This is a genomic window from Micromonospora sp. RL09-050-HVF-A (assembly GCF_019374995.1).
GTDB classification, from domain to species: domain Bacteria; phylum Actinomycetota; class Actinomycetes; order Mycobacteriales; family Micromonosporaceae; genus Micromonospora; species Micromonospora antibiotica.
Genome location: NZ_JAGKQP010000002.1, coordinates 2,630,307 through 2,645,107 on the forward strand (window position 1 = coordinate 2,630,307; position 14,801 = coordinate 2,645,107).

Genomic DNA, 14,801 nt, shown 5'->3' on the forward strand with positions numbered 1-14,801 from the left:
ACGCCGGTTCGACGGGCATCCTCCCCGTACCCGCATCCCGTTGTCCAGCCCGGCTCGCGGGGGCCCGGACCCGGCGACGGCTGCTCCCCGGTCGGCGGTGTCGGCCCGCCGGGGACGCCTGCCGGCCGGTCAGCCGGCGGCGGGCAGCAGCAGGTCGACCAGGACCGGGAAGTGGTCGCTGGCCCGGCGGGTCGTCGGGGTGTCCACCACGTCGTAGCCGACGACCTCGACGCGTGGGTCGACGAAGAGGGCGTCGATGCGCCGGCGCGGGTTGGTGCACGAGTAGGTGTGCCGGTCGGCCGCGTCGGCGGCGACCGCGGCGTCGACGAGTCCGCTCGCGACGGTGCCCCAGGCCGGGCCGTCCGGGCCCTCGTTGAGGTCGGCCCCGAAGACCACCGGCAGGTCGCTCGCGGCCAGTTCCCGCTTGAGCAGCGCGGCCTGGCCGGGGCGTTCGGCCGGGTCGGTGGCCAGGTGCGAGCCGGCCAGCAGGAACCGGGCCCCGCCGACCTGGCAGCGGGCGTACGCCGCGCCGCGCAGGTGCCGGCCGGGGGTGAGCGGGAACCGTTGGCAGTGCGTCCCGGTCACCCGGACCCGCAGGCTGGTCAGCAGCAGGTTGCCCAGCGAGGGCAGGCCACCGGCGGCCACCACCAGGCCGAACGAGTCGGCGAGGGTGGCGGACTTCTGCCGCCACCGGAACCGGCGCGGTGCCTCCTGCACGATCACCACGTCCGGGGCGGCCTCGCGGACCACGCTGGCCAGCGCCGCGGTGTCGTCGCGCTGGCTGTGGATGTTGTACGACACCACCCGCAGCGGCACCTGCCCGGCACCGGTCGGGGCGGCCCCGGCGGGGGCACCCGACCCGGAGGCCCCGGCGGCGGCGAGCCTGTCGGCGGTGGGGCTGGCGGCGGTGGGGCCGGTGGCGGCCGGGTCCTGCGGTGCGGCGGTCACCGGCGGCGGGCCAGGTCGGCGGCGCCGATGACGCCGGCGGTGTTGCCCAGCTCGGCGGGGCGCACCTGCGCCACCGGGAGTCGGCTGCGCTGGGCCAGCGCGTCGGCGAAGGACCGCCGGGTCGGGCCGAGCAGCAGGTCACCGGCGTCCACCACGCCGCCGCCGACCACCAGCACCTGCGGGTCGAGGATCTGGGCCATGTCGGCGAGGCTGGTGCCGAGCCAGCGGCCGATCTGGGCGAACGCCTCGGCCGAGATCGGGTCGCCGGCCTGCGCGGCGGCGGTGACCATCGGCCCGGTGATCGCCTCGGCCTCGCCACCGGCCAGCTCCAGCAGGGCGGTGGCCCGCTGCGGCTCCTGTCGGGCGCCGGCCCGGGCGAACCGGACCAGGGCGCTGCCGCTGGCGTACTGCTCGATGCAGCCGAGCCGGCCGCAGCCGCACTGGTGGCCGTCGGGGACGGTGAGCATGTGGCCCAGCTCGGCGGCGATGCCGTTGGCGCCACGGACCAGCTCACCGCCGAGCACGATGCCGCCGCCGACACCGGTGCCGATGGTGAACATGACCATGGAGTCGTCGGCGTCGCGGGCCGCGCCGTGCCGGAACTCGGCCCAGGCCGCCACGTTGCCGTCGTTCTCGACGATCACCGGCAGCCCGGTGGCGGTGCTGACGTAGTCGCGCAGCGGTTCGTCGCGCCAGGCCAGGTTGGGGGCGAAGAGGACGGTGGAGCGGGAGGCGTCGATCCAGCCGGCCGCGCCGATCCCCACCGCGTCCACCTGGTGGCCGGTGGACAGCTCGGTGACCAGCTCGATGATGACGTCGCGGGTCTTGCCGACGTCGTCCGCGGGGGTGTCCCGCCGGGCCTGCACGAGAACCCGGCCGGTGTCGTCCACGACACCGCCGGCCACCTTCGTGCCACCGACGTCGACTCCGATGGTCAGCGTCACCGCGGCCACTCCCCTCTGCTGTGCTGCCCGGCATCGACCGAAACAGGCCGTACGCTGCCGGGATGTCCGGTGGTCAGGCCCCGTCGCCTGGTGCGTCCCCGTCTGCGCCGGCCGGCGCGCGCGAGGCGGGCACCACGTGACCGTCGGCCGTGGGCCGGACCTGCTGGGCCGGCGCGGCCGGCCCGGCGTCGTCGACGGGCGGTGCGGCGACGGCCGGTGCGACCGCGTCCTCCGCCCGGGTGGCGGCGGACCAGACGTCCCGCTCCGGCGCCGACGCAGAATCATGCCCGGTGCGGGTGGCCTCGCGCCACACATGATCGGCCTCGGAATCGGAAGGGCCGCCCCGACCTGTCGTCGCGCTGGCGTCACCGGGCGTCCCGTGGGATGCTTCCCCGCCTGCGGGCGGGGCGAACGCCCGCATCAGGCTGGCGATTCCGGCGGCCAGGTCCCCCGCGCCGGTGGCGAGCCGCTCGGCGAACTCGGGACTGGGATCGCGCAAGGCGGTGACAGCCCGGCAGATCGGACAGATGCAGCACTCGGGTGATCCGGTGGCGAAACCCTCCGCCCGGTGGGTGCCGGCGGTCGGCCGGGCCGCGCCGGCACTGTGACCGAGGACACCCGAGACGATCCCACCGAGCGGACCCCACGGTCCCGTCCCCGACCCGGTGCCGGCGGAGGCCAGCCGGGCCGTCGCGAGCAGCGTGGCGACCAGCCGTTCCGCTTCCTCCCGGGCCGAACCCGGTTCCGTTGCGCCCATGGTCGGCTCCTCCGTCGTGTCGCCGGCCGTTGTGTCGCTACGCCGCACCGGATGCTTCTACCCGGCGCTTGAGCTGCTTCAACGCCGTATCCATGATCATTTTCTCGGCTTTGCGGCGAAACATGCCGAGCATGCCCACCGACAACTCGACCTCAAGCGTGTAGGTCACCGTGCAGGTGCCGTCCGGGTTGCCGACCAGGTCGTACGAGCCACGCTGGGTCTTCTGCATCTTCGAGGGTGCCACCAGGTGCCACTCGACGCGGGAGAGGTCCTCGGCGTACTCGTAGGCCAGCACGTACTCGTCGGCCATCACCCCGGCGTCGATGGTGAACCGGACCTGGCTGGCGTAGCCGTCCTCGTACTCCTCGACGACCTCGGCCCGACGCACCGCCTCGGTCCACCGGGGGTAACTCGCGAAGTCACAGATGACCGCCGCCACCCGGTCCGGTGACGCGCCGATGATGATCGACTGGGTGGAGGAGTCCGCCATGGGGGGAGGCTACCCGCCGCCTCCGCCGGCCGCCCCGCTCCACCCCCGAAGCCGGGTCCCGGGCCGCCCCGCAGCGGGGCCGGGGGTGGCCCGCAGCGGGCTCCCGGGCCGTCCCCGACGGGGTCCGGGCCGGTGGGGCGGGCAACCTGCCTGGGGCGTTCGGTGGGCCGGCCGGGTAGGTTTCGACCATGCCGGCCAAGGTCGGCCCGGCCAGTGCGAGCACGAGGGAGTGCAGGTGCGCGAGTTCTCCGTTCCGCCGATCGTCAGCATCGGCGACGCGGCAAACCTGACCGACCCGGTCTGGGACAACGCCGAGGCGGCCCCGGACGCGGTGCAGTTCGTCCGGCCCGCCGCCGACGGCAGCGCCGGGACCGACGTCACCTGCCGGCAGTTCCGCGACGAGGTCGTGGCGGTCGCCCGGGGCCTGGCCGGCGCGGGGGTGGCCCCCGGTGACCGGGTCGCCCTGATGAGCCGCACCCGCTACGAGTGGACCCTGCTCGACTACGCCATCTGGGTGGCCGGCGCGGTCACCGTCCCGATCTACGAGACGTCCAGCGCCGAGCAGGCCGCCTGGATCCTCGCCGACTCCGGCGCGGTCGCCGTGGTGGTGGAGACCAACAGCCACGCCACCCTGGTCGCCGGGGTCCGCGACCGGCTGCCCGAGCTGCGCGACGTCTGGCAGATCGAGCTGGGCGGGGTGGACGAGATCGTCGCCGCCGGAGCGTCGGTCGACCCCGCCGAGATCGAGCGCCGCCGCACCTCGGTCCGCGCCGACGACGTCGCCACGATCATCTACACCAGCGGCACCACCGGCCGCCCCAAGGGCTGCGTGCTGACCCACCGCAACATGTACGCCGACATCGCCAACGCGGTGCCGGTGCTGCCGAACCTGTTCCGGCCGGGGGCCTCGACCCTGCTGTTCCTCCCCCTGGCACACGCCTTCGCCCGGCTCATCCAGATCGGGGTGGTGCAGGCCCGGGCCACGATGGCGCACTGCGCCGACACCCGGGACCTGGTCGCCCAGCTCCAGGAGTTCCGGCCGACGTTCGTGCTCTCGGTGCCACGGGTCTTCGAGAAGGTCTACAACGGCGCCCGGCAGAAGGCCCAGGCCGACGGCAAGGGCGCGATCTTCGACCGGGCGGAGAAGGTCGCCATCGCCTGGAGCGAGGCGCAGGAGACCCCGGGGGGTCCCGGGTTCGCGCTGCGCGCCCAGCACGCGGTCTTCGACCGGCTGGTCTACCGGAAGCTGCGGGCCGCCCTCGGTGGCCGGTGCCGGGACGCGATCTCCGGCGGTGCCCCGCTCGGCGCCCGGCTCGGGCACTTCTTCCGGGGCATCGGGGTGACCATCTGCGAGGGGTACGGCCTCACCGAGACCTCCCCCGCCGCCGCGGCCAACCTGCCCACCGGCACGAAGATCGGCACCGTCGGCCGGCCGCTGCCCGGCGTGACCATCCGGATCGCCGACGACGGCGAGATCCTGATCGCCGGTGACCTGATCTTCCAGGGCTACTGGAAGAACGAGTCGGCCACCGCCGAGGCGCTCGCCGACGGCTGGTTCCGCACCGGCGACCTGGGGCACCTCGACGACGACGGCTTCCTCAGCATCACCGGCCGCAAGAAGGAGATCATCGTGACGGCCGCCGGCAAGAACGTCGCCCCGGCCGTGCTGGAGGACCAGGTCCGGGCGCATCCGCTGGTCAGCCAGTGCGTGGTGGTCGGTGACCGGCAGCCGTTCATCGCCGCCCTGGTCACCGTCGACGAGGAGGCCCTGCCGAAGTGGCTGGCCGGGCACGGACTGCCCGAGGACACCCCGGTCGAACAGCTCGTGACGCACGACGGGCTGCGGGCCGAAATCCAGGGAGCGGTGGACACCGCCAACCTGGCCGTCTCCAAGGCCGAATCGATCAAGGTGTTCCGCATCCTGCCCCGCGACTTCACCGAGGCGACCGGCGAGCTGACCCCCTCACTCAAGGTCAAGCGGCAGGTCGTGCACAAGTCGTACGCGGCCGAGATCGCGGAGATCTACCAAGGCTGACTACGATCCGTCACGTGTCCGCCTCCACAGCTGTCCGCCCCCAGACGCGACCCGTCGCCGCCGCCGCGCGTGCGGTGATGCTCGCGCTGGTCGGCGCACTGACCCTGATCGCCACCGGCGATCCCGCCCAGCTCTGGTGGATCGCCCTGTTGGCGGTCGCCGGGGCACCCGCCCTGCTGGCCCCCGAGCACCGGTTGATCGGCCCGTTGAGCCGGCTCGCCGAGGCGGTGGTGATCGGGCTGGCCGCCAGCCAGGTCGCCGTCTCCGCCACCCTCGGCTCGTCGGTCGGCGGGCTGGGCGCCTCGGCCGTACTGCCCTATCTGGCGGTGCCGGTGACGGTCACCGCGCTGCGCCGGCAGTTCCGTGAGGGGGCGGTGCTGCTCGGGGTCACCGCCGCCACCCTGGTGGTCGCCGGTGGTTTCACCGAGGTCGACGGCGGGCGGCAGTTGGGCCAGCCGGGCTACCTGGCGGTCTGCGCGCAGTGGTTGATCCTCGCCGGGCTCGGCCTCTACGCCGCCGGCACGCTGCACCAGGTGATGCGGGTCCGGGCCGAGGGCAAGCCCCAGCCGTACGCCGAGGCGACCCGGCTGCTGACCCAGCTGCGCACGGTCGCCCGGCAGCTGCCCGGGGCCACCCTCGATCCGGGCGGCATCTCCGAGCACCTGCTGGAGGAGCTGCGGACCGTCGCCCCCGTCAACCGGGGCGCGGTGCTGTCGGCCAGCGGCGGCGGGCGGTTGGTGGTGCTCGCCCAGATCGGCGTGGACCGGGTCGACTGGGAGACGACGCTGGACTCCGACTCGGCGATCGCCGACGCCTGGGCCAGTCAGCAGCCCCAGACCGCGGCCCGGTCGCAGGCCCGCTCGCACACCGGCGGGGACGTCTCGTCGCTGATCGTTCCGCTGGTCGCCGGGGTCCGCACGGTCGGCCTGGTGGTGCTGGAGGCGGACGCGGCACACGCGTACCCGCCGCCGGTGGTGTCCCGGGTGACCGCGCTGACCGGCCCGGCGGCGCTGCGGCTGGAGGCGGCGCTGCTCTTCGACGACGTGCGGTCGCTGGCCACCAACGAGGAGCGGCAGCGGCTGGCCCGGGAGATCCACGACGGGGTGGCGCAGGAGCTGGTGATGGTCGGCTACGGCATCGACAACGCGCTGGCCTACGTCGACGAGGACCCGAAGGAGACGGCCGAGGCGCTGCGCACCCTGCGCGGCGAGGTGACCCGGGTGATCACCGAACTGCGGTTGAGCCTGTTCGAGCTGCGCAGCGAGGTGGACCGGCACGGCGGCCTGGCGGCGGCGATCGCCGAGTACGCCCGGACCGTGGGTTCGGCCGGCGGGCTGCGGGTGCACCTGTCGCTGGACGAGTCGACCGCCCGGCTGCCGGCCGCCACCGAGGCCGAGTTGCTGCGCATCGCCCAGGAGGCGGTGACCAACGCCCGAAAGCACGCCGGGGCGTCGAATCTCTGGGTCACCTGCGAGGTGGACCCCCCGTACGCGCAAATTGAAGTGTCGGATGACGGTCACGGCATCGGTGACCAGCGCACCGACGGTCACTACGGCCTTGCGATCATGGCGGAGAGGGCGGAACGTATCCGGGGCCGGTTGGAGATCAGTCCCCGGCAACCCAGTGGTACGACCGTGGCGGTGGTGGTGGGTTCGTCGCCCCGGCGCGATAACGTGCGTGGCAGCGCAGCAGCAGAAGTGGAGTAATTCGAGGATGACCACAAGCCCGACACCGGCCACCCGTACCAAGGTCCTCCTTGTCGACGATCACGACCTGATCCGCAAGGGGCTGCGGCACGCCTTCGAGCGTGACCGTCAGTTCGAGGTCGTCGGCGAGGCCGCCACGGCGGCGGAGGGCGTGCGCCAGGCCGGCGCGCTGCAACCGGACGTCGTGATCATGGATCTGCGGCTTCCCGACGGCAGCGGCCTGGAGGCCACCCGGGCGCTGCGCAAGTCCAGTGCGTCGATGGGCATCGTGGTGCTCACCATGTACGCCGGTGACGACCAGCTCTTCGGCGCGTTGGAGGCGGGGGCGAGCGCGTTCGTGCCGAAGACCGCGCCGGCCGACGAGGTGGTCGCCGCCGCCCGGCACGCCGCCTCCTCACCCAGCGCGTTCACCGCGGCCGACCTGGCCGAGGCGATGAAGCGTCGGCTGGCCCCGTCCGGCCCGCAGCTCTCCCCCCGCGAGGGGCAGGTGCTGCGGCTGCTCGCCGACGGCATGAGCGTGGCCGGCATCGCCAAGCAGCTCTTCGTCAGCGAGTCCACCGCCAAGACCCACATCTCCAAGCTCTACGAGAAGCTGGGTGCGGCCAACCGGGCGCAGGCGTTGATGACCGCCCTGCGGTTGGGTCTGCTCGAGGCGCCGGACGCCCCGAAGTTCTGAGCGGGTCCCCACCCGCAGGCCGGCAGGCCCGGGTCCCTCGTCGGACCGGGCCTGCCGGGCGATCCACAGGTTTCGATCGCACCCGGTGAGGGGATGATCGCGCACAGATCGCGGTCTTTGCACCTGGGCAATGGGCGGGCACAATACCCGGGTGAACCGCGCAGGCGACGACCCACGTGGTGATACTCGACAAAGGGGTTGGGGATGCAGCGACCGGACTGGGCACCCGACGACATCGACGTCGAACGCCCCAGCGTCGCCCGCATGTACGACTACTACCTCGGCGGCTCGCACAACTTCGCCGCCGACCGGGTCGCCGCCCGGGCGATGGTCGAGGCGGTCCCCGACGCGCCGCTGATGGCCCAGGCCAACCGTGCGTTCCTGCGTCGGGTGGTGCAATACCTGGGCGACGCCGGCATCCGGCAGTTCGTCGACATCGGCTCCGGCATCCCCACCGTCGGCAATGTGCACGAGATCGCCCAGCGGGCCGCTCCGGACGCCCGGGTGGTCTACGTCGACGTCGATCCGGTCGCCGTGGCGCACAGCCAGGAGATCCTCGCCGGCAACCGCAACGCCGCCGTCGTCCGGGAGGACCTGCGCCGGCCGGAGGCGATCCTGCGGCACCCCGAGGTGACCCGGCTGATCGACTTCTCCCAGCCGGTGGCCGTGATGGTCGTGGCGGTGCTGCACTTCATCCCGCACGCGGACCATCCGGAGGACACCCTGCGGACGTTGCGCGCGGCGCTGGCCCCGGGCAGTCACCTGGTCCTCTCCCAGGCCGGCGAGGACGGTCGCCGCAGGGCGGAGCGGATCGAGGCGGAACGGGTCTACCGCCGCACCGACAATCCGCTGTGCATCCGCAGCCGGGCCGAGCTGACCGCGTTCTTCGACGGCTTCACGCTGGTCGATCCCGGGGTGGTCTGGGTGCCGCAGTGGCGACCCGAGACACCGGAGAGCGCCGAGGACGCCGAGCGGGCCGGCTTCCTGGGCGGCGTCGGGCGTCTCGATGGGTGAGCCGGCGGGCACCGGGGCGTCCTGCCCGGGCACCTTCGCCCGCGCCTGGGCCAAGGCGGTCTCCGGCACCAGCTACCTGCCGATGACCCAGGCCCAGCTGGAGGCGTTGCTGCAACGGCTCACCCAACGGTTGGCCGCCGCGCTGCGGGCCGAGCCGTTCGACCCGCGCGTCGGTCACCAGGTGGGCGCGGAGCTGGTGGCCGCGCACATCGCCTCGGCCGAAGGGCTGGGGCGTACCGTCGAGGTCATCCAGCTCCGCCTGTTGCGGGACCTCGGCCTCGTCGGCGACGACATCTCCGACCGGCTGGCCCGGCTGCTGGCCACCGTCACCACCGGGTACGCCCGCGCGCTGCGCGACCGGACGCTCGACGAGCAGGAGTCGATCCGGCGGGCCGCGATGGTGGCCCGTGCGCAGGCCGAACGGGCGCTGCGCGACAGCGAGTCCCGGTTCCGCCACCAGGCCACCCACGACCCGCTCACCGACCTGCCCAACCGCACCCTGTTCACCGACCGGCTCGCCGCCGCCATCGCCGCGCCGGGGCGGGGTGCCGACCGGGTCGGGGTCTGCTTCCTCGACCTCGACCGGTTCAAGGTGGTCAACGACTCGCTCGGACACCAGGTCGGTGACGCGCTGCTGGTGCAGGTGGCGCAGCGGCTGCGCCGGGCGCTCGGCGACCACCTGGTGGCCCGGCTCGGCGGTGACGAGTTCGTCATCCTGGTCGAGCGGACCGGCGGCACCGACGACGTGGTCAAGGCGGCCGAGGCGGCGCTGGCGGCGGTCAGCGAGCCGGCCCTGGCCGACGGGCACGAGCTGAGCGTCACGGCCAGCGTCGGCATCGTGGAGCGGCCGGTGGCCGGCACCACCCCCGGTGAGTTGATGCGGGCCGCCGACAGCACCCTGCACTGGGCCAAGGCGGCCGGCGGCGCCCGGTGGGCGCTGTTCGACCCGGCCCGGCACCGCACCGAGCTGGCCCGGTACGCCCTGTCGGCGGCGATCCCCGCCGCCCTGGACCGGGGCGAGTTCTTCCTGGATTACCAGCCGCTGACGTCGCTGCGCGACGGCACCCTGCTCGGGGTGGAGGCGTTGGTCCGCTGGCGGCACCCCGAGCTGGGGGTGTTGAGCCCCGGCAGCTTCATCGGGCTGGCCGAGGAGACCGGGCTGATCGTCCGGCTCGGCGGCTGGGTGCTCGCCGAGGCGTGCCGGGAGGCGGAGAGCTGGGCGGCCGGCGGCGGACCGGCGCCGTTCGTCAGCGTCAACCTCGCCGTCCGGCAGGTCAACCGCCCGGATCTGGTGCAGGAGGTACGCGGGCTGCTGGCGCAGACCGGCCTGCCGCCGGAGCGGCTCCAGCTGGAGATCACCGAGAGCACCATGATGAGCGCAGGCGCGGAGGATCCGGTCCGGGCCCTGCGGGCGCTCAACGACCTGGGCGTCCGGATCGCCATCGACGACTTCGGCACCGGTTACAGCAACCTGGCCTACCTGCGGGACCTGCCGGTGACCGAGCTGAAGATGGCCGGTGAGTTCGTGACCGGGCTGCGTGCCCCGCAGGTCGACCCGGCCAGCCGTACCGACGAGCGGATCCTGGCCTCGCTGGTGTCGCTGGCCCACGCGCTGGACCTGACCGTCACCGCCGAGGGGGTGGAGACCGCCGACCAGGCCGACCTGCTCCGTGCCATCGGCTGCGACGCCGGCCAGGGCTGGCACTTCGGCCGGCCCGCCCCCGCCGCCCGCATCCTCGAACAGATCCGCTGAGCCGCCGACCGGACTGACCGGCACGGCACCGGCCGCTGAGGTGACGCGCACCGGGGCGGGCCGGGCCGACCTGCGGAGTCGGTCAGTGGCGGCTCAGCCGGGTGAGGTGGTGCCCGCGAGCAGGTCGGTCAGTCGACGGGCCTGGGTCTCCCAGCGCCACTCCTTCTCCACCCAGGCCCGGCCGGCCGCGCCGAGCTGGCGGGCCAGGTCCCGGTCGGCGAGCAGGGTGGCCACCCGGTCGGCGAGCTGGGCGACGTCGCGGCCCGGGACGACATATCCGGTCTCGCCCTCGCGGACCGCGTCGGGTGCGCCGCCGGAGTCACCGGCCACCACCGGCAGCCCGGTCGCCGACGCCTCCAGATAGACGATGCCCAGCCCCTCGACGTCCAGGCCCCGGTTGCGGGTGCGGCAGGGCATCGCGTAGACGTCACCGGCCGCATAGTGGGCGGGCAGTTCGTCCCACGGGACCGAGCCGGTGAACACCACGTCCTGCTCGACACCGGTGGATCGGGCCAGCTTCTCCAGCGTCGCCCGGTACGGCCCACCCCCGACCACCAGCAGCGCCGCGTCGGGCACCCGACGGCGGATCGCCGGCAGGGCCCGGATCAGCATGTCCTGGCCCTTGCGCGCGACCAGCCGGGAGACGCAGACCACCACCGGCCGGTCGGTCAGCCCGAGCCGGGCCCGCACCGGTGCGCCGTCCACCGCCGGGTGGTAGGTGTCCACGTCGACCCCGGGGGCGAGCCGGTGCAGCGCGGTGACGCCGTGCAGGGCGCGTTCCAGCCGTACCCGGGTGTAGTCGCCGAGGTAGGTGACCACGTCGGTGTCCCGGCCGATCCGACGCAGCGCGGTGCGGGCTCCGGGCAGGGCCGCCCAGCCGGCCTCGTGGCCGTGGGTCAACGCGACCGCCCGCCGGATGCCGGCACGTCGGCGCAGCCCACCGGCGAGCAGGCCCAGCGGGGCCGCGGCACCGAACCAGACGGTGTCGCAGCTGTGCTCGCGGGCCAGCCGGGCGGCCCGGCGGGCGACCCGTGGGGTGGGCAGCAGCACCCGGGTGGCGTCCCGGATCACCGGGAAGGGTTGCGCGGCGTCGAACTCGGCGGTGTTCCGCCAACTGGAGGCGTAGACCACCACCGAGCCGGGCGGCTGGCGGACCGCCAGGTGGTGCACGAAGGACTGGATGCCGCCGGGGCGGGGCGGGAAGTCGTTGGTGATCAGCAGGGTACGACTCATCGGCCGACCTCCCGGGCGTACGCGCGGGCGGCGGCCATCCGCTCCACGGTGGACGGATGCGACGCCGACCAGAGGTACGCCCAGCGGGGCGGGTCGGGGTCGGCCAGGTTGACCCCGGCGAGCCGGCGTTGCATCGCCTCGAAGGTGGCCGGGTCACCGGTGAGCGCCATCGCGTGCGCGTCGGCCCGCGCCTCGACCCGGCGCGACATCAGCGCCTGCACCGGGCCGGCGATCAGCCCGACGACCGTCACCAGGGCGACCAGCAGCGCGAACGCGCGCGGCTCGGCGATCGAATCGACGCCGGCCCGGCGCAGCAGCGGCGTCCAGGAACCGAGCAGATAGAGCCCGACGACTGCGGCGGCGGCCCCCAGCGCGCCGGTCACCGTGCCGGTCCAGACGTCCCGGTCCTTGGCGTGACCCAGCTCGTGCGCGACGACGCTGGTCACCTCGGCGGGGGTGGCCTCGCGCAGCAGGGTGTCGTAGACCACCACCCGCCGGGTCGGCCCCAGACCGGAGACGTACGCGTTGACCGCCGTGGTCCGCCGGGAGGCGTCCGCGACCAGCACATCCCGCACCGGTACGCCGTCGCGGGCGGCCAGCGCGGTCAGCTCGGTGCGCAGCGGCCCCTGCGCCATCGGGGTGAACCGGTTGAACACCGGCTCCACCAGCACCGGCAGCACGAAGGAGAGCAGCACGACCAGCCCCGCCGCGCCGGCCGCTCCGAACGCCCACCACCAGCGCGGGGCGAGCCGGGTGACGGTGTAGAAGCCGAGCAGCACGACCGCGGCGACCACCGCGCTGAGCGCGTACGACTTGAGCAGGTCGACCGTCCAGCCGCCCCAGCCCTGGGTGCTCAGCCCGTAGCGGGTCAGCACCGACTGCCGCCAGGCGGCGAAGGGCAGGGTGAGCAGGTCGGCGACGAGCACCACGGCGATCCCGCCGAGCACGGCGCGGGCGATCCAGTGGTCACCGAAGGGCCGGCCGGCCAACTCGACCAGTCTCGCCCCGAGCGGGGTCAGCCCGAGCAGCAGCGCCACGACGAGCCCGACGGCCAGCCCGGTGTAGCGGCCGGGGCGCAGGGCCGCCTGCAACGCCCGCCCCCGGGCCACCTGGTCGGCGGGCAGGTCACGCAACGCGGCGAGCTGATCGGACCGGGGGGCCGGGGGCCGGCTCCACGGGACCAGCAGGGCCCCGACCACGAGCAGCGCCAGCACCAACGCCGCCAGGGTGAGCACCGCCCAACCGCGCGGGGTCACCTCGACGCCCCGCGAGCGGGCCTGCGGGTGTGGCGTCGTACCCGTGTCATGCCGCCGCTCCTCCCGCCGTGAGCGCCCATCCTATGGCCCACCGGGGCGGCCCCGGCGCGGTGTGTGCCCCGGCCCCACCCGGCCCGCGCGGAGCAACCCTCAGCCACGGACATCGCTGGCCCGGCGGGCCTGCTCCGGCGGGGCGGTGGCGGTCAGGCGACCCGGCGGCGGGTGGACCGGGCCCGGCGGGTCTCGTGGGCCAGCACCTCCACCTCGAAGCCGGAGCGGGTGAGCACCTCGATCGCCCGGTGCTCGGCGGCACCCAGGCCGGCGGCCGGCGAGTCGGTGTCGAGCAGGGCCGTCACCAGGCAGCCGGCGCAGCCCGCGCCCCGGACCCGGCAACCGTCGCAGTCGATGAGCATCGTGCCTCCTGACGCAGTGCGGCGTCGGGCGGAGGACCATCGTCACCACCCGAGCACCGTCGGTCAGGTCGGACACTAGCCATCGGGTACGACAAAATCAGACAACCAGTGAGCCTGTTCCAAGCTGATCTGCAGCTCAGGGCGGGTGTGGCAGGCCCGGTGATCGATGGGTGCGAAGCTCCAGGTAGGACAGCCGTCGACCAAGACTCGAAGCCCCAAACCGAGAGCCTTGCCATGCTGTCCTACCCCGCCACAATTCCGTTGTCCAGCCGCACCCTGAACCACCTCGCCGAACGCATCCGCAGTCACCATCAGCAGCGCCGATCCCGGTGGCGGCGCCTCGCGCCCGGCCGGCAGGCGCTGCTGGCTCTCGCCCATCTACACAACGGCGACAGGTACACCAGACTCGCGGCTGGCTTCGAGATCGGCGCGCCACTGCCTGGCGCTACGTCCAAGAGGCGATAGCCATGCTCAGCGCGGCAGCCAACTACTCTGCACACCGCGATGCGACGCATCCGGCCGCTGGCATACGCGATCCTGGACGGCACGCTGATCCCGACCGACCGGATCGCCGAGCAGAAGCCCTACTACAGCGGCAAGCACAACGCCACGGCGTGAATGTGCAGGTGATCGCCGATGCCGCCGGCCGGCTCGTGTGGGCATCGATCGGCGACACTGCCTGGCTCTGCGCCGCCGCCCTCCATCACGGAATCGTATTAGAAGCAGCGAAACCGACAGGTGGGGGTAGACGGCCGACCGAAATAGCTACAAAAGCTAGGCTAAGCCAGCGTGGCGGCCACGGGCGAACAGGAGCTCAGCCATCCGAAGCATCGCTCCACATCGCTTCAAATTGACGAAGCCAGTATCGGAACCACTTTTGATCGTTGCTATCTAGACGTACATGCATCCTGGACGACAGCGAGTCGCTCCTATATCCATGGAACTCTACATTGATGAAGCCTTCTGAAGCAGTCGGGTCTATCGCTACCAAGCTAAATCCTGGATTGAAGGATATCATCTTAACCAACAGCTTCCCTTCCATATCCCACTCGCTCATTCTCCTTAACCGATCGTATGTCTCCGCCAGCGCTGTATGAGCTGATTGGATGGACCGCTCAAGGAGACCGTCGAGCTGCATCGCCCGTTTATCATCAGACTTGAGCGGTGCCAGCAAAATCACACGCACAACACCACCGCGTCGAGAAAGTGGCCCATTTTTAAGCGATTCACATCGCTCAACAGTAAGGAGATTCGAGCCAATTGGCGCAAAGATAGAAACCTCCCTAGCGCTCTCGAATACCCGACCAATAGGGCGCTCCTCGTAGGCACTTCGATCAAGAAGAACACGCGCTTGAAGTTGCGGCCGAGTCGACGCTATCGACCTCAACATTATGATTCCAATGGCAGCAAGCAGGATCGACCATCGGATATCGTCGTCAAGATCTGCACCAATCAAAAGCCAGGCAGCAAAGAACATTGAGACCGCAGTAGTGACGTAAAGGTCCAGGTAGCGACCACTCCTTACGTCTTCGGCAAATTGAAGTAATCGACGCTTCAACTTTCGGGGCAATGATAC

At 72.7% G+C, this 14,801-nt stretch carries 13 protein-coding genes and 1 pseudogene; 6 read left to right on the forward strand and 8 right to left on the reverse strand.

The features are described from left to right. Positions 1 to 129: 129 nt before the first annotated feature. The 4 genes from J7462_RS11220 to J7462_RS11235 all read right to left on the reverse strand — a co-directional run bounded on the left by J7462_RS11220 (position 130) and on the right by J7462_RS11235 (position 3,139). Entirely contained in the window at positions 130 to 816 is a 687-nt protein-coding gene (locus J7462_RS11220; RefSeq protein WP_208568809.1) for an endonuclease/exonuclease/phosphatase family protein, read from the reverse strand. A gap of 128 nt (positions 817 to 944) precedes the next feature. Then, positions 945 to 1,892, reverse strand: a complete 948-nt coding sequence (locus J7462_RS11225) for an ROK family glucokinase (protein ID WP_219464010.1) — start codon at positions 1,890 to 1,892, stop codon at positions 945 to 947. 73 nt (positions 1,893 to 1,965) lie between these two features. Continuing rightward, positions 1,966 to 2,649 carry a hypothetical protein gene (locus J7462_RS11230; protein ID WP_219464014.1) on the reverse strand — a complete coding sequence of 228 codons (684 nt, stop codon included), beginning with the start codon at positions 2,647 to 2,649 and terminating at the stop codon, positions 1,966 to 1,968. 37 nt (positions 2,650 to 2,686) lie between these two features. Continuing rightward, positions 2,687 to 3,139 (reverse strand): SRPBCC family protein, encoded by a 453-nt coding sequence (locus tag J7462_RS11235; RefSeq protein WP_219464016.1) that lies wholly within the window; start codon positions 3,137 to 3,139, stop codon positions 2,687 to 2,689. Positions 3,140 to 3,374: 235 nt separating this feature from the next. On the opposite strand from J7462_RS11235, the gene J7462_RS11240 reads away from it, so the two are divergent. The 5 genes from J7462_RS11240 to J7462_RS11260 all read left to right on the forward strand — a co-directional run bounded on the left by J7462_RS11240 (position 3,375) and on the right by J7462_RS11260 (position 10,323). After that, positions 3,375 to 5,174 carry a long-chain fatty acid--CoA ligase gene (locus tag J7462_RS11240; protein ID WP_219464017.1) on the forward strand — a complete coding sequence of 600 codons (1,800 nt, stop codon included), beginning with the start codon at positions 3,375 to 3,377 and terminating at the stop codon, positions 5,172 to 5,174. A 14-nt stretch (positions 5,175 to 5,188) separates the two neighbouring features. Then, complete coding sequence (locus J7462_RS11245) at positions 5,189 to 6,880, forward strand: GAF domain-containing sensor histidine kinase (protein ID WP_219464019.1); 1,692 nt, start codon at positions 5,189 to 5,191, stop codon at positions 6,878 to 6,880. A 7-nt stretch (positions 6,881 to 6,887) separates the two neighbouring features. Then, positions 6,888 to 7,556 (forward strand): response regulator transcription factor, encoded by a 669-nt coding sequence (locus J7462_RS11250; RefSeq protein ID WP_007072219.1) that lies wholly within the window; start codon positions 6,888 to 6,890, stop codon positions 7,554 to 7,556. Between the two features lie 204 nt (positions 7,557 to 7,760). After that, the gene (locus J7462_RS11255; protein ID WP_219464020.1) at positions 7,761 to 8,570 is read left to right on the forward strand and encodes an SAM-dependent methyltransferase; all 810 of its coding nucleotides are present in this window, start codon (positions 7,761 to 7,763) and stop codon (positions 8,568 to 8,570) included. Further along, entirely contained in the window at positions 8,563 to 10,323 is a 1,761-nt protein-coding gene (locus tag J7462_RS11260) for a bifunctional diguanylate cyclase/phosphodiesterase (RefSeq protein WP_219464021.1), read from the forward strand. Before J7462_RS11255 ends, J7462_RS11260 begins: the two co-directional genes overlap by 8 nt. 93 nt (positions 10,324 to 10,416) lie before the next feature. On the opposite strand, the gene J7462_RS11265 is transcribed toward J7462_RS11260, so the two are convergent. The 3 genes from J7462_RS11265 to J7462_RS11275 all read right to left on the reverse strand — a co-directional run bounded on the left by J7462_RS11265 (position 10,417) and on the right by J7462_RS11275 (position 13,225). Then, entirely contained in the window at positions 10,417 to 11,556 is a 1,140-nt protein-coding gene (locus J7462_RS11265; protein WP_219464022.1) for a glycosyltransferase family 4 protein, read from the reverse strand. Further along, on the reverse strand, positions 11,553 to 12,812 hold the full coding sequence (locus J7462_RS11270; RefSeq protein WP_219464023.1) for a M48 family metallopeptidase: 1,260 nt from the start codon (positions 12,810 to 12,812) through the stop codon (positions 11,553 to 11,555). The genes J7462_RS11265 and J7462_RS11270 overlap by 4 nt, the downstream gene beginning before the upstream one ends. Positions 12,813 to 13,015: 203 nt before the next feature. Then, the gene (locus tag J7462_RS11275) at positions 13,016 to 13,225 is read right to left on the reverse strand and encodes a hypothetical protein (protein WP_091237684.1); all 210 of its coding nucleotides are present in this window, start codon (positions 13,223 to 13,225) and stop codon (positions 13,016 to 13,018) included. Between the two features lie 234 nt (positions 13,226 to 13,459). Between J7462_RS11275 and J7462_RS11280 the strand changes: the two are divergent. Next, a pseudogene (locus J7462_RS11280) lies at positions 13,460 to 13,890 on the forward strand (transposase family protein); the annotation flags it as partial. 149 nt (positions 13,891 to 14,039) lie between these two features. Here J7462_RS11280 and J7462_RS11285 read toward each other — a convergent pair. Continuing rightward, the gene (locus J7462_RS11285) at positions 14,040 to 14,783 is read right to left on the reverse strand and encodes a hypothetical protein (RefSeq protein ID WP_219464024.1); all 744 of its coding nucleotides are present in this window, start codon (positions 14,781 to 14,783) and stop codon (positions 14,040 to 14,042) included. Positions 14,784 to 14,801: the final 18 nt, after the last annotated feature.

What these genes read in the sequence shown, in the direction of transcription:
- J7462_RS11235 (WP_219464016.1), bottom strand. Translation starts at nt 3,139, where the DNA reads ATGGCGGACTCCTCCACCCAGTCGATCATCATCGGCGCGTCACCGGAC.
- J7462_RS11265 (WP_219464022.1), bottom strand. Translation starts at nt 11,556, where the DNA reads ATGAGTCGTACCCTGCTGATCACCAACGACTTCCCGCCCCGCCCCGGC.
- J7462_RS11250 (WP_007072219.1), top strand. Translation starts at nt 6,888, where the DNA reads ATGACCACAAGCCCGACACCGGCCACCCGTACCAAGGTCCTCCTTGTC.
- J7462_RS11275 (WP_091237684.1), bottom strand. Translation starts at nt 13,225, where the DNA reads ATGCTCATCGACTGCGACGGTTGCCGGGTCCGGGGCGCGGGCTGCGCC.
- J7462_RS11255 (WP_219464020.1), top strand. Translation starts at nt 7,761, where the DNA reads ATGCAGCGACCGGACTGGGCACCCGACGACATCGACGTCGAACGCCCC.
- J7462_RS11260 (WP_219464021.1), top strand. Translation starts at nt 8,563, where the DNA reads ATGGGTGAGCCGGCGGGCACCGGGGCGTCCTGCCCGGGCACCTTCGCC.
- J7462_RS11230 (WP_219464014.1), bottom strand. Translation starts at nt 2,649, where the DNA reads ATGGGCGCAACGGAACCGGGTTCGGCCCGGGAGGAAGCGGAACGGCTG.